General features: G+C 74.3%; 17 protein-coding genes. 1 reads left to right on the top strand and 16 read right to left on the bottom strand.

Annotated features, from left to right (window positions below; all coding sequences use genetic code 11):
* Positions 1–138, bottom strand: a 138-nt coding sequence (locus VFJ21_00155) for a 30S ribosomal protein S2 (protein HET7405534.1), incomplete at its 3' end; no start/stop codon positions are given.
* 340 nt (positions 139–478) lie between these two features.
* Here VFJ21_00155 and VFJ21_00150 point away from each other — a divergent pair.
* Entirely contained in the window at positions 479–1,255 is a 777-nt protein-coding gene (locus VFJ21_00150) for a M23 family metallopeptidase (protein HET7405533.1), read from the top strand.
* A 49-nt stretch (positions 1,256–1,304) separates the two neighbouring features.
* Here the strand turns inward: VFJ21_00150 and whiG are convergent, their stop codons facing one another.
* The 15 genes from whiG to VFJ21_00075 all read right to left on the bottom strand — a co-directional run.
* The gene (gene whiG / locus VFJ21_00145) at positions 1,305–2,138 is read right to left on the bottom strand and encodes an RNA polymerase sigma factor WhiG (GenBank protein ID HET7405532.1); all 834 of its coding nucleotides are present in this window, start codon (positions 2,136–2,138) and stop codon (positions 1,305–1,307) included.
* On the bottom strand, positions 2,113–2,988 hold the full coding sequence (locus VFJ21_00140) for a tyrosine recombinase XerC (protein HET7405531.1): 876 nt from the start codon (positions 2,986–2,988) through the stop codon (positions 2,113–2,115). Before VFJ21_00140 ends, whiG begins: the two co-directional genes overlap by 26 nt.
* Positions 2,989–3,057: 69 nt before the next feature.
* Positions 3,058–4,296, bottom strand: coding sequence for a DNA-processing protein DprA (gene dprA / locus VFJ21_00135; protein ID HET7405530.1), 1,239 nt, complete (start codon positions 4,294–4,296; stop codon positions 3,058–3,060).
* Positions 4,293–5,819 (bottom strand): YifB family Mg chelatase-like AAA ATPase, encoded by a 1,527-nt coding sequence (locus VFJ21_00130; protein ID HET7405529.1) that lies wholly within the window; start codon positions 5,817–5,819, stop codon positions 4,293–4,295. The genes dprA and VFJ21_00130 overlap by 4 nt, the downstream gene beginning before the upstream one ends.
* The gene (locus VFJ21_00125) at positions 5,819–6,178 is read right to left on the bottom strand and encodes a YraN family protein (protein HET7405528.1); all 360 of its coding nucleotides are present in this window, start codon (positions 6,176–6,178) and stop codon (positions 5,819–5,821) included. Before VFJ21_00125 ends, VFJ21_00130 begins: the two co-directional genes overlap by 1 nt.
* Positions 6,179–6,274: 96 nt before the next feature.
* Positions 6,275–6,649, bottom strand: a complete 375-nt coding sequence (locus VFJ21_00120; protein HET7405527.1) for a hypothetical protein — start codon at positions 6,647–6,649, stop codon at positions 6,275–6,277.
* Between the two features lie 30 nt (positions 6,650–6,679).
* Entirely contained in the window at positions 6,680–7,006 is a 327-nt protein-coding gene (locus VFJ21_00115) for a DUF2469 domain-containing protein (protein ID HET7405526.1), read from the bottom strand.
* A complete protein-coding gene (locus tag VFJ21_00110; protein ID HET7405525.1) occupies positions 7,003–7,686 on the bottom strand; it encodes a ribonuclease HII in 684 nt (227 codons plus the stop codon). Before VFJ21_00110 ends, VFJ21_00115 begins: the two co-directional genes overlap by 4 nt.
* A gap of 57 nt (positions 7,687–7,743) precedes the next feature.
* Entirely contained in the window at positions 7,744–8,766 is a 1,023-nt protein-coding gene (gene lepB, locus VFJ21_00105) for a signal peptidase I (protein HET7405524.1), read from the bottom strand.
* Between the two features lie 99 nt (positions 8,767–8,865).
* The gene (rplS, locus tag VFJ21_00100; protein ID HET7405523.1) at positions 8,866–9,225 is read right to left on the bottom strand and encodes a 50S ribosomal protein L19; all 360 of its coding nucleotides are present in this window, start codon (positions 9,223–9,225) and stop codon (positions 8,866–8,868) included.
* 98 nt (positions 9,226–9,323) lie between these two features.
* On the bottom strand, positions 9,324–10,055 hold the full coding sequence (trmD, locus tag VFJ21_00095; protein ID HET7405522.1) for a tRNA (guanosine(37)-N1)-methyltransferase TrmD: 732 nt from the start codon (positions 10,053–10,055) through the stop codon (positions 9,324–9,326).
* A gap of 6 nt (positions 10,056–10,061) precedes the next feature.
* The gene (rimM, locus tag VFJ21_00090) at positions 10,062–10,571 is read right to left on the bottom strand and encodes a ribosome maturation factor RimM (GenBank protein HET7405521.1); all 510 of its coding nucleotides are present in this window, start codon (positions 10,569–10,571) and stop codon (positions 10,062–10,064) included.
* 15 nt (positions 10,572–10,586) lie between these two features.
* Positions 10,587–10,826 carry an RNA-binding protein gene (locus VFJ21_00085; GenBank protein ID HET7405520.1) on the bottom strand — a complete coding sequence of 80 codons (240 nt, stop codon included), beginning with the start codon at positions 10,824–10,826 and terminating at the stop codon, positions 10,587–10,589.
* 1 nt (position 10,827) lies between these two features.
* Positions 10,828–11,382: a 30S ribosomal protein S16 gene (rpsP, locus tag VFJ21_00080; protein HET7405519.1), complete on the bottom strand. Its 555-nt coding sequence runs from the start codon at positions 11,380–11,382 to the stop codon at positions 10,828–10,830.
* A gap of 165 nt (positions 11,383–11,547) precedes the next feature.
* A partial coding sequence (locus VFJ21_00075) for a signal recognition particle protein (protein ID HET7405518.1) occupies positions 11,548–12,613 on the bottom strand: 1,066 nt, incomplete at its 5' end.

The following is a 12,613-nucleotide window of genomic DNA, read 5'->3' as shown; positions in this document are numbered from 1 at the left end:
CGACTGCTGCAGGTCGATGATGTAGATGCCGTTGCGCTCGGTGAAGATGAAGCGCTTCATCTTCGGGTTCCAGCGCCGGGTCTGGTGCCCGAAGTGGACACCGCTCTCGAGCAGCTGGCGCATCGTGACGACGGCCATGGTTGGTGCTCCTCCCGCGCGTCGACGGCGACGGCGGTGGAACCGCCCGCCCTGGCCGGCGCGCTCGTTGCGGTTGATGCGGCGATCCGGTTGGCCGCCGCCCTGACGCCCCGGTCGGCGACCGCGCCCGCACCGGGGTGCGGGACCGCGCGGCCGTCGCCGCCTGGCGGCGGAGGGGCGTGCGAGATCGGCCCGGTCGCCCGAGCCGTCGGGACGAGTGTAACCGCCCGCCGTCCACAACCGGAACGCGAAGATCGCTCGCTGTCCCCAGCCGCGCGCCGCCCGGTGGTGCGGCCGGCGAGCAGCCGCCATCGTCGGCCGCGAGCCTTGGAGGTGATCCGTGCCGCTGCCGTTTGCCGTGCTGCTCTGCGGCCTCGCGCTGGGGGCGCCCTCGGGTGGGGTGGCCCTGCAGGCGGCCGCCACGCCGCCCGGGCCGGCCACGAGCCCGGCGCCCGGCCCCGCAGCCACCCCGGCCGGCGTGGGCTGGGTCCTACCGCTGGGCGAGGGGACCCGCGTGGCCCGGCCCTTCGATCCGCCACCGACGCCCTACGCCGCCGGCCATCGCGGCGTCGATCTGCTCGCGGTCCCCGGTGCCGCGGTGCGGGCAGCGGCGCCGGGCGTGGTCACCTTCGCGGGGGTGCTGGCCGGGCGCGGGGTGGTGACGGTGAGCCACGGCGCGCTGCGCTCGACCTACGAGCCGGTGGACGCGACCGTCACCGTCGGCCAGCACGTGGCCGCGGGTGATGTCATCGGGCACGTGTCCGCCGCCGCCGGGCACTGCGGGCCGCGGACCTGCCTGCACTGGGGCGTGCTGCGCGGGGCGGCCTACCTCGACCCGCTCGGCCTCCTGCGGCCGGGACGCGTGCGGCTGCTGCCGGTGTGGGGCGTGCCGGTCGCCACACAGCTCGACAGCGTGCTGTCGGCCGTCACCGACGCGGTGATCTCGACCGGGCTGCCCGAGAGACGGTCACCGCGGCACACCGCACGGGCCGCCGAGGCACCGGCGCGAGCAGGGGCGCCCGCGGGCCCCGGGTCCGGCACCACCGGCATCACCGCCGGCGCGCTCGGCCTGACCGGTGCGGCCGCCGGCGCACTCGCGCTGCGGCGACGGGGATGAGCCCGGCGCGCGGCAGCCGCGACGGCGCGGGCCGTACGCCGGCCGGCGCTCAGGCGCCGCGCTGATCGGCCAGCCGGCCGCGCAGCTGGAGGACCGCCTTCGTGTGCATCTGGCAGATCCGGCTCTCGGTGACGCCGAGCACCTGGCCGATCTCGGCGAGCGTCAGCCCCTCGTAGTAGTAGAGGGTCACGACGATCTTCTCGCGCTCGGGCAGCGTGTTGATCGCCCGGGCGAGGAGGTACTTCGTCTCCTCGCTCTCGAACGCTTGCACCGGGTCCTCGACCCGGGTGTCCTCGAGGGTGTCGACGAGCGAGAGCTTGTCGCCACGCTCGCCGCCGATGTTGATGAGCTCGTCGAGGGCGACCACGTTGACGAACGACACCTGGCTGAAGATCGCGTGGAGCTCCTCCAGGCTGATGCCCATCTCCTCGGCGACCTCGGGCTCCGTGGGTGAGCGGTGCAGCCTCGCCTCGAGGGCGGCGTAGGCCTTCTCGACCTCACGGGCCTTGTAGCGCACCGAGCGCGGGATCCAGTCGATGGACCGCAGCTCGTCGATGATCGCGCCCTTGATCCGGCTGATCGCGTAGGTCTCGAACTTGATCGCGCGTTCGATGTCGAACTTCTCGATCGCGTCGATCAACCCGAAGATGCCGTAGGAGACCAGGTCGGCCTGCTCGATGTTGGGCGGCAGGCCCACGCCGACCCGGCCGGCGACGTACTTCACCAGCGGCGAGTAGTGCAGGATCAGGCGCTCGCGCAGGCGCTGGTCACCGGTCTGCTTGTAGTCCTGCCACAGCGCCTCGATGCCGTTCTCGACGTCGTCCGCCGAACGCGTGCTGCCGGCGACTACCGAGCCGTCATGCTCGGGGGTGCGCCTGCTCATATGCCGCCCTCAGCCGGTCCACGGAGACGTGAGTGTAGATCTGCGTCGTGCCGAGCGTAGCGTGACCGAGCAGCTCCTGAACGCTCCTCAGGTCAGCGCCACCCTCGAGCAGATGTGTTGCGGCCGAGTGCCGCAACCCGTGCGGGCCGAGGTCGGGTCCGTCGGGCAGCGATGCCAACCTGGCGTGCACGATCCGCCGGGCGGACCGGGGGTCGAGCCGCCGCCCCCGCCGACCGAGGAACAGCGCCGGTCCACTGCCGGCAACGGCCCAGATCGGGCGGCCCTCGGACAGCCAGCGGGAGACCGCACGCGCGGCCGGCACCCCGACCGGGACGCTGCGCTCCTTGGCGCCCTTGCCGAGGACGCGCACGACCCGGCGGGAGAAGTCGACGTCGTCGACGTCGAGACCGCAGAGCTCGGAGACCCGGATCGCCGTGGCGTAGAGCAGCTCGACGACGGCCCGGTCGCGCAAGCCCTCGGCCGACTCGTCCTCGATCGCGCCCAGGGCGCTGGCCGCCTCGTCCGGCCGCAGCACCTGGGGCAGGTGCCGCTGGGCCTTGGGCGAGGCCAGCAGCGCGCCCGGGTCGTGCGCCGCGAAGCCACGGCGTACGGCGAACGCGGTGAACGCGCGGGCCGCCGCCGCGCGCCGGGCGAGCGACGCCCGGGCGGCTCCCTGCGACCGCAGCCGCGCCAGCCAGCTGCGCAGCACGCGTACGTCGAGGTCGGCCGGGTCGTCGACCCCGCCGCGGGCGGCGTGGTCGAGCAGGCTCGCGACGTCGCCGAGGTAGGCGCGGACCGTGTGCGGCGACAACCCCCGCTCGTGCCGCAGGTGGTGCTCGAACGCCGCCACCGCCCGTCCGGCCGGGGTGTCGGCGGCGGGTGACGGCGCGGGCGAGGACACCCCGGCACCGTCGGCGGATCACAGTCCCAGGTCAAGCACCTCCTGCGGCGCGTCGCCTGCGCCGGTCACGGGCGGCAACGCGGCACCGTGCGCGGCGGGCGAGCGGGCGGGCCGCGCCTCCGGCTCGCCGTCACGGACGGCCCGCTGCAGCCGCCAGCCGCCGGTGACCTTCTCGACGAGACGGTTGGCCGCCAGCGCGCGCAGCGCCGCCTTCGCGTTGGGCTCGTCGACGCCCGCGATCATGGCGATCCTCGCCACGCCCGCGGGCCGCCGGACGGGCACGGCCTCGAGCACCTGCCGGAAGGTGGGCGGCAACCGGTCCTCCGGTCGCTCCGGCCCGCGCGGCTCGGGCGGCAGGAACTCCCCGACAGCGGCCACCTGCTCGAGGATCTGCTCCGCGTCGCAGACCAGGACGGCGCCACGATCGCGGATCAGCAGGTGGCAGCCCGCCGACATGGTCGAGGTCACGGGCCCGGGCACCGCCAGCAGCGGCCTGAGCAGGCCGGACGCCCGCGCGGCGGTGCTCAGCGCCCCGCTGCGCGCGGCGGCCTCGACGACGACCGTGCCGCGGGTGAGCGCGGCGATCAGCCGGTTGCGGACGAGGAACCTCGCGCGGTGCGGGGCGCAGCCCGGCGCGGCCTCGCTGATCACCAGATGCTCGCGTGCGACCTGCTCGAACAGCCTCTCGTGACCCCGCGGGTAGGGCACGTCGACTCCACCTGCCAGCACCACCACGGTCGGCGAACCGACCGCGAGGGCGCCTCGGTGGGCACTGCCGTCGATGCCGTAGGCACCGCCGGAGACAACCGTCCAGTCACGGCAGCCCAGCCCGGCGGCCAGCTCTCCGGCCATGTAGTCGCCGTAGGAGCTCGCCGCGCGCGAGCCGACGATCGCCACGCTCTGCCGGGTGACATCGGCGAGGCGTGCCGGTCCGCGCACCCACAGGCCGAACGGCGGGTGGCTGCCCGCGTGCCACAGGTCGTCGAGCCGGTCGGGCCACTCGTCGTCGCCGGGGCAGACGAACCTGCCGCCGAGCCGCTGGATGCGGTCCAGGTCATCGTCGGGACGGCACTCGGCGCTGCGGGCGCGAAGCGCAACGGCACCCTCCGGCGCAAGGTCGGGATGGCCGGCCGCCAACCGCTGCCACGTCTCGACCGGCCCGTCACGCTCGACGAGCGCAGGCAGGCCCCGGGTCTCCGGCTCCACGATCCAGGTCAGGGCCGCCCGCGCCCGGCGCTCCGCGGGGTCGACGCTCATGCCGCGAGCCGGTAGTCGAGGGCCTCGGCGACGTGCTGCAGCGACGGCACCGATGAGCCGTCGAGGTCGGCGAGCGTCCACGCGACCCGCAGCACGCGGTCGATGCCGCGCGCCGTCAGGTGACCACGCTCGAACACCGCGTGCACGGGTCGCAACGCCCGTGGCGGGACCGGCCAGCGGCGGCGCAGCTCGGCGCCGGGAACCTCGGCGTTGGTGCGCCACGGAGTGCCGCGCAACCGCGTGGCGGCCCGCTCCCGGGCCGCCTCGACGCGGGACCGGACGACCGACGTCGGCTCCACGCCGACCGGCTCCGCGAGCATCTCGCTGCGGGGCACGGGGTTGAGCTCGAGCCGCAGATCGATACGGTCGAGCAACGGGCCGGACAACCGGGCCAGGTAGCGGCGGCGGGCCTGGGGCGCGCAGGTGCAGGTGATGGCCGCCTGGCGGCCGTCCGCCCCGCAGGGGCACGGGTTGGCGGCGAGCACGAGCAGGAACCGGCACGGGTAGCGGGTCGTGCCGGCATGGCGGGCGAGCACCACCTCGCCGGACTCGAGGGGTTGGCGCAGCGCATCGAGCGAGCGCCGGTCGAACTCCGGCGCCTCGTCCAGGAACAAGATCCCGCGATGCGCGATCGAGATCGCGCCCGGCCGGGCGAGACCGGTGCCGCCGCCGACCAGGGCCGCCACGGAGGAGGTGTGGTGGGGTCCGCAGAACGGCGGGCGGGTCAGCAACGGGCCGCCCGCGGGCAGGACCCCGGCCAGGGAGTGGATCGCGGTGACCTCGAGCGCAGGATCCGGCTCGAGATCGGGCAGCAGGCCGGGCAGCCGCTCGGCGAGCATCGTCTTGCCCACACCCGGCGGCCCGGACAGCAGCACGTGGTGGCCGCCGGCCGCCGCGACCTCCATGCCGCGGCGGGCCTCGCGCTGGCCGACGACCTCGGCGAGATCGGGCTCGCGCACCGGCGCGGCCGGGGCGGGCGCCATGGACTCGTCCGCCGGCACGGCGATCGGCCGGCCGTGCAGCAGCGCGGCCACGTCGGCCAGCGACGCGGCCGTGTGCACCCGCGCCTGGCGGACCAGCCGCGCCTCGCCGGCGTTGGCGGGTGGCACCAGCACGTCACGGTGGCCGGCCCGCACCGCGGCGAGCACCGCGGGGAGCACCCCCGTGACGGGACGCAGCCGCCCGTCGAGCGCGAGCTCCCCGACGAACACCGTGCGGGCGGCCCGCTCCGGCGGGACCGCCTCGATGGCGGCCAGGACGCTGACGGCCATCGCCACGTCGAAACCGCTGCCGCCCTTGGGCAGCGCCGCCGGCGAGAGCCCGAGCGTCAGCCGCTGCATCGGGAACGCCGCCCCGCTGTTGGCGATCGCCGCCCGCACCCGGTCACGGGCCTCGTGCAACGCGGCGTCGGGCAGCCCGATCAGCGTGAAGCACGGCAGGCCCGACGCGATGTGCGCCTCGACCTCGATCACGTGACCGTCGAGGCCGACCAGCGCGATCGCGAGGGCCCGGCCGAGCAACATCAGCAGACCCCCTGCAGGTGCTCGACGCGCGCGGGGCCACTCGGCGGACGCAGGACGCTCACCACGTCGAACCGGAGGTCGGCCGCGTAGGGCGGGCGGCGCTCGGCCAGCCACGCCGCAGCGAGGACCCGCATGCGCGCGAGCTTGCGCGGCGTGACGGCCTCGACGGGCGAGCCGAACCGGTCGGACCGTCGGGTCTTGACCTCGCAGAACACCAGCACGTCGCCGTGGCGCGCGACGATGTCGATCTCACCGGCCCGGCACCGCCAGTTGCGCTCCAGGATCACCAGGCCCTGGTCGTGCAGATGCCGCACGGCGACGTCTTCGCCGTAACGGCCGAGCTCCTGCAGGGCGCCCACGCGACCACCTCCGCGGCCACGGTCGCGGAGGTCAGGGCGCGGGCGCCAGCCCAGGTGAGCGAGCTGTGGACCGGGTGCCCGCCGTCCACAGCCGCCTCAGCGAGGAGAGACCTCGCCGTCCGGGGCGCCCGAGCGCCCGACCACGGCCCGGGAGGCGGGATTCGTGCCGGCAGCCTTGCCCTGGGCGAGCGGCCGCGCTTCCTGCGCCGCCTGCGTCGGCGACCCGCCGCTCTGGCGCTCGGCCGGCGGCGTCGTACGCCCCGACGTCTCTGCCGCCGAGTCGGGAGAGTCCTCCCGCGACCCGGCGTCACCGCGTGGTGCGGCCGACCGGTCGGCGCCGGATCCGGTGTCGGGACGGGGCGCCTGCGGGTGCGCGCTGGCCACGGTCGACTGCGCCGCGGGACGGGTGGGCGAGACGGGCACGGGCTCGGGCTTGCCCTGGTTGCTGCTGGAGAGCTTGTCGTCAGTCACGGGTCGGCCTCCTCGATCGACGCTGACGGCCTACCCGTCGAAGCCGGGACGCTCCCCTGGCACCTCGAGCTCGTTCTTGGCGAGCTCCTCGACGTTGACGTCCTTGAACGTCAGGACGCGCACGTTGCGCACGAACCGCGCCGGACGGTACATGTCCCAGACCCAGGCGTCCTGCATGACGACCTCGAAGAACACCTCGCCGCCGGACTCACGCACCGCCACGTCGACGTCGTTGGTCAGGTAGAACCGGCGCTCGGTCTCGACGACGTAGCTGAACAGGCCGACGACGTCGCGGTACTCCCGGTAGAGCTGCAGCTCCATCTCGGTCTCGTACTTCTCGAGATCCTCGGCACTCACGCGATCTCCTCGACCCACGGTCGGACGTCGTCGTCATTCTCGCCCATGACCGCCGCGCCGCCCCCCGCGCGGGCGACGTTGACGAACGAGAAGCGGTGCTGCGGGCAGGGCCCGTGGACCTCGAGGGCGGCGCTGTGCTCGGGCGTCACGTAGCCCTTGTGCGCGGCGAAGTCGTACGCCGGCCAGCGGTCGTGCATCTCGACCATGAGCCGGTCCCTGGTCACCTTCGCGACCACGGAGGCGGCAGCGACGCAGGCAGCCACCCGGTCGCCCTTCCACACGGCGAGCCCGCTCACACCGAACCCGGGCACGGGGAAGCCGTCGGTGAGGACGAACCCCGGACGTACGTCGAGGCGGGCCACCGCGCGGCGCATACCCGCCACGTTGCAGACGTGCAGGCCGATGCGGTCGATGTCGCCGGCCGGGACGACCACGGCGGCCCAGGCCGTGGCGCGGCGGACGACTTCGGCGTAGACCTCCTCGCGGACCACGGGGGTGAGCAGCTTGGAGTCGGCGAGCCCCGGCACCTCGCCGCGCCGCCCCTCCGGCAGCACGACCGCGGCGACCACGAGCGGGCCGGCGCAGGCACCGCGGCCGGCCTCGTCCACGCCGGCCACCGGGCCGAGCCCGCGGCGGGAGAGCGCCCGCTCGTAGCTGCGCAGGTCGCCGTCGCGGCGCATGGCCGCCGCGCGCGGGAGGGGGATCACCACGGCATCACCGGGAAGCCGGACGGCCGGTCAGCGACCGGCCCGGCGGCGACGCCTGCGGCGGCGCAGGGTCGCCAGAGGCAGCGCGCCGACGACGCCGAGCGCGTAGGGCGTTGCGGCCAGTCCCGCCGCCGCGAGCCCCTTCTGGTGGAAGGTCGCCGGCGTGCCGAGGCCACGACCGTGCGAGATCGGCCAGACGACGACGAAGGCGCGGCCGACGACGTCGCTGATCGGGATCGTGCCGTGGCGCGAGTCGCCGATGTGCGCGCGGGAGTCGGCGGACAGCGAGCGGTGGTCGCCCATCACCCACAGATCACCCTTCGGCACCTTCACCGGGCCGAACGCCTCGTGGTTGTCCTGGTAGAGGAACGGCTCGTCGAGACCGTGCCCGTTGACGGTCACCCGGCCCTGCGAGTCGCAGCAGGCGACGGTGTCGCCCGGCACCCCGATCACCCGCTTGATGAAGTCCTTCTCGCCGGCCGGCGCGAAGCCGAGCGCGCCGCCGATGGAGTGGAAGAAGCGCGCCACCGGGTTGGTCGGCTCCGACAGCTGCACCTCCGGCGCCCACGACTCCGGGCCCTTGAAGACCACGATGTCTCCGCGGTGCACGTCGCGGAAGCGGTAGACGAGCTTGTTGACCAGCACCCGGTCGCCGATGCGCAGCGTCTGCTCCATCGACCCGGACGGGATGTAGAACGCCTGGATCAGGAAGGCCTTGATCAGCAGCGCCAGCACCAGGGCGATCACGATGAGGAACGGCAGCTCCTTGAGGAACGAGCCGCCCTTGCGCCGCTCGGCCGCATGGGCGCCACCGGCGGGGCTCTCGGGCTCCTCGGCGGCGACCGCCACCGTGGCGGGCACCTCGCGGGCATGCTCGGACCACGCGCTCGACGTCGCGCCCGTCGACGCCTCCGACGACGCGCCCGCAGGGGGCGCCTGGCCCGCCTCACCGGCCTCGGCGGCCGGTGGGTGAACGGGGTGCGAGGGTGACTCGGACGCACTGTCGGGGGGACCCAACCGGTCCGGCTCGGCCCGCCGCAGGTCGTCGTCCATCAGGGGGCGAGCCTAACGCTTCGAGAGGTGCCAAAGGGGACGTTCGGGCAAGGGTCGGCCGTCGTGACGCCGCGCGAGAAGGCCACGTCCAGGGTCCGCTCAGTGAGCGGCCGGAGTCTCCCGCTTCTCCTTGATCTTGGCCTTCTTGCCGCGCAGCGCACGCAGGTAGTAGAGCTTCGCCCGCCGGACGTCGCCGCGGGTCACGACCTCGACGTGGTCGATGATCGGCGAGTGCGTCGGGAAGGTGCGCTCCACGCCCACCCCGAAGCTGACCTTGCGCACGGTGAACGTCTCGCGGACACCGCCGCCCTGGCGGCGGATGACGACACCCTGGAAGACCTGGATGCGCTCGCGGTTGCCCTCGACGACGCGCACGTGCACCTTCAGCGTGTCGCCGGGACGGAAGTCCGGGAGATCGGAACGCAGCGAGGCGGCGTCGAGGCTGTCCAGGGTGTGCATGACGGTCGTCGCTTCCTCAGAGTGCTGCGTGCTGTCTCGGGCGCGATCACGATGCGCCCGCGGGCGCGGTCGGGCCGGTGGCCGACGGGATCGACGTTCTACTGTGCCACATCCTCGGCGTCCGGCGGTGGCCGGGCCGGCAGGTCGGGACGGTTCTCCGCCGTACGCCGCAGCGCTTGCTCGTGCCGCCACCGCGCGACCGCCGCATGGTCGCCGGACATCAGCACGGGGGGCACGTCGAGCCCTCGCCAGCTCGGGGGACGCGTGTAGACCGGCCCCTCGACCAGACGTTCCATGCCGCCCCCGGCGAAGGAGTCGTCGGCGACCGAGGCGGCGTTGCCGAGCACACCGGGCAGCAGCCTGGTCACGGCCTCGACGACGACCAGCGTGGCCGCCTCTCCCCCGGCCAGCACGTAGTCGCCGACCGAGAGCTCGTCGACCGGCATCCGGCGCCGGGCGTCCTCGGCGACCCGGCCGTCGATGCCCTCGTAGCGCCCACACGCGAAGACCAGCCACGGCAGCGCGGCGTAGGCCTGCGCGCGGGCCTGGGTGAACGGCCGCCCGCTCGGCGTGGGCACGACCAGGGTCGGCACCTGATCCTCCGGCGGCACGACGAAGTCGAGTGCCCGCCCCCACGGCTCGGGGGCCATGACCATCCCGGGCCCGCCGCCGTACGGCGCGTCGTCGACGCTGCGATGCACGTCGTCGGTCCAGTCGCGCAGGTCGTGGACGCGCACGTCGAGCAGCCCGCGCGCGCGCGCCTTGCCGATGAGCGACAGGTCGAGCGGCCCGAAGTAGTCGGGGAAGATCGTGACGATGTCGATGCGCATCGGCGGCTACAGGTCGAGCAGCCCGTCGGGCGGGTCGACGACGAGCCGCCCCGCGGCCACGTCGACCTCGGGCACGATCGCCGCGACGAACGGCACCAGCAGCTCGGCGCCGTCCTCGCGGCGTACGGCGAGAAGGACGGTGCCGGACGGGTGCAGGACGTCCTCGACCCGGCCGATCCGCTGGCCGGCGACCGTCACCGCGGCGAGCCCGACCAGGTCGTGGTCCCAGAACTCCTCGGGGTCGTCGGTGGGCGGCGACGTGGCGGAGTCGACGACCAGCATGGTGCCCCGCAGCGCGTCGGCGGCGAACCGGTCGTCGACCGCGTCGAAGTGCACGAGCAACCGCCCGCTGTGCGGGCGGACCGCGCGAACGGCCAGCGGGCCGCGCTCGGGCGGCTCGGTCTCGAGGACCGCGCCAACGGCGAACCGCCGCTCGACGTCGTCGGTGCGCACCTCCACGGCGACCTCACCATGCACGCCGTGCGCCTTGGCGATGCGCCCGACGACGAGCTGCACGGAAGCAACCGTCGGTCAGCGCGACTCGTCGACGTCGACCAGGTCGACGCGGACGTCGCGACCGCCCAGGCCGCCGACCACGGCGCGCAGCGCCCGGGCGGTGCGGCCACCACGACCGATGACCTTGCCCATGTCGTCGGGGTGCACGCGGACCTCGAGGACCCGACCGCGGCGAAGCCGCCGGTCGGTGACGGTGACCTCGTCGGGGTGGTCGACGATGCCCTTGACCAGGTGCTCGAGAGCGTCCTCGAGCACGTCAGGCCTCGGCGTCGCTCGAGTCGGATGCGGTCGTCTCGGCCGTTGCGTCGGCCGCGGCCGCACCGGCGTCGGCAGCACCCTCGGCCGCCGGCGTCTCGGGCTCGGCAGGCGCCTGCGGTTCGGTTGCTGCCGGCGCCTCGGCCTGCGGCTCTGCGGGCGCCGCCTTGGCGGGAGCCTTCTTCTTCGGCGTCGTCGCCTCGCCGCGCGCCTCGCCGAGGCCCTCGCGCGCGGCCTCCTCGAAGGCGGCCTTGCGGTCACGGCGCGGCGCCGGGGGCTTGAGCGTCGACTCGGCCGGCTCACCCTTGTGCCGCTGCAGGTCGCCGGTGATGCGCAGGATGGCGGCGACCGGATCGGTCGGCTGGGCGCCGACGGACAGCCAGTACTGCACCCGCTCGGAGTCGACCTCGATGAACGACGGGTCTTCCTTCGGGTGGTACTTGCCGACCGCCTCGATGAAGCGGCCGTCGCGCTTGTTGCGGGCGTCGGAGACGACGATGCGGTACTGCGGGTTGCGGATCTTGCCCAAGCGCATCAGGCGGATCTTGGTTGCCACGAGGGTTGCTGCTCCAGGTCGTTGCGCGGGTGAACGACGGGGCGACCCTGTGGGGTCGGGGCGCCGGGCGTTCGGACGGACTCGGACGGCTGCGGAGAGAGGGCCGCAGCCGTCCGGGTGCTCGCGACCATTCTGCCAGACGGCCGCGGGCGTGCGGCGCGACCGCTACTGCTGGTCGCTCGGGGGGAAGCGCAGCTTCGTCAGGTCGGGCAGCTTCACCCCGGGCGGCAGGCTGCCGGGGCCGAACGCGTCGGCGGGCAGGCCTCCCGGAGGCAGCGCTGCGGGCGGCAGCGCTCCCGGCGGCAGGCCCATCGCCGCCTTGCCCGTCACGGCGGGGCGCCCGCCCTTCCTGCCCTTCTTCGCCTTCTTGCCCTTGCCCTTGGCGCGCCGGCCGGCTCCCGGCAGGCCCATGCCGCCCGTGAGCTGCTTCATCATCTTGCGGGCCTCGAAGAACCGGTCGACCAGCTGGTTGACCTCGGTGACGGTCACCCCGGACCCGTTGGCGATGCGCAGCCGGCGCGACCCGTTGATCATCTTGGGGTCCTGCCGCTCCCCCGGCGTCATCGACCGGATGATCGCGGCGACCCGGTCGAGGTCGCGGTCGTCGATCTGGTTGAGCTGCTCGCGCATCTGGCCCATGCCGGGCAGCATCCCGAGCAGGTTGGAGATCGGGCCCATCCGCCGGACCATCATCATCTGATCGAGGAAGTCCTCGAGGGTGAAGTCGCGGCCCGACATGACCTTCTGGGCCATCTTCTCGGCCTCGTCGGCCTCGAAGGTGCGCTCCGCCTGCTCGATCAGCGTGAGCACGTCGCCCATCCCGAGGATGCGCGAGGCCATCCGCTCCGGATGGAAGACGTCGAAGTCCTCGAGCTTCTCGCCGGTCGAGGCGAACATGATCGGCTGCCCGGTGACCTTGGCCACGGACAGCGCCGCGCCGCCGCGGGCGTCGCCGTCGAGCTTGGTAAGCACCACGCCGCTGAAACCGACGCCGTCGCGGAACGCCTCCGCCGTCGTCACGGCGTCCTGGCCGATCATCGCGTCGACGACGAACAAGGTGTCGTCGGGCCGCACCGCGTCGCGGATCGCCGCGGCCTGGGCCATCATCTCGGCGTCGATGCCGAGCCGGCCGGCCGTGTCGACGACGACCACGTCGTGACCGAGCCGGCGGGCGTGCTCGATGGCCCGGGTGGCGACCTGCACCGGGTCGCCGACCCCGTTGCCGGGCTCG

Source organism: Mycobacteriales bacterium, assembly GCA_035690485.1.
In the GTDB taxonomy this organism is placed as follows: domain Bacteria; phylum Actinomycetota; class Actinomycetes; order JAFAQI01; family DASSKL01; genus DASSKL01.
Note: the sequence above shows the minus strand (reverse complement) of the source record. Positions and strands in the feature narration are given on the sequence as shown.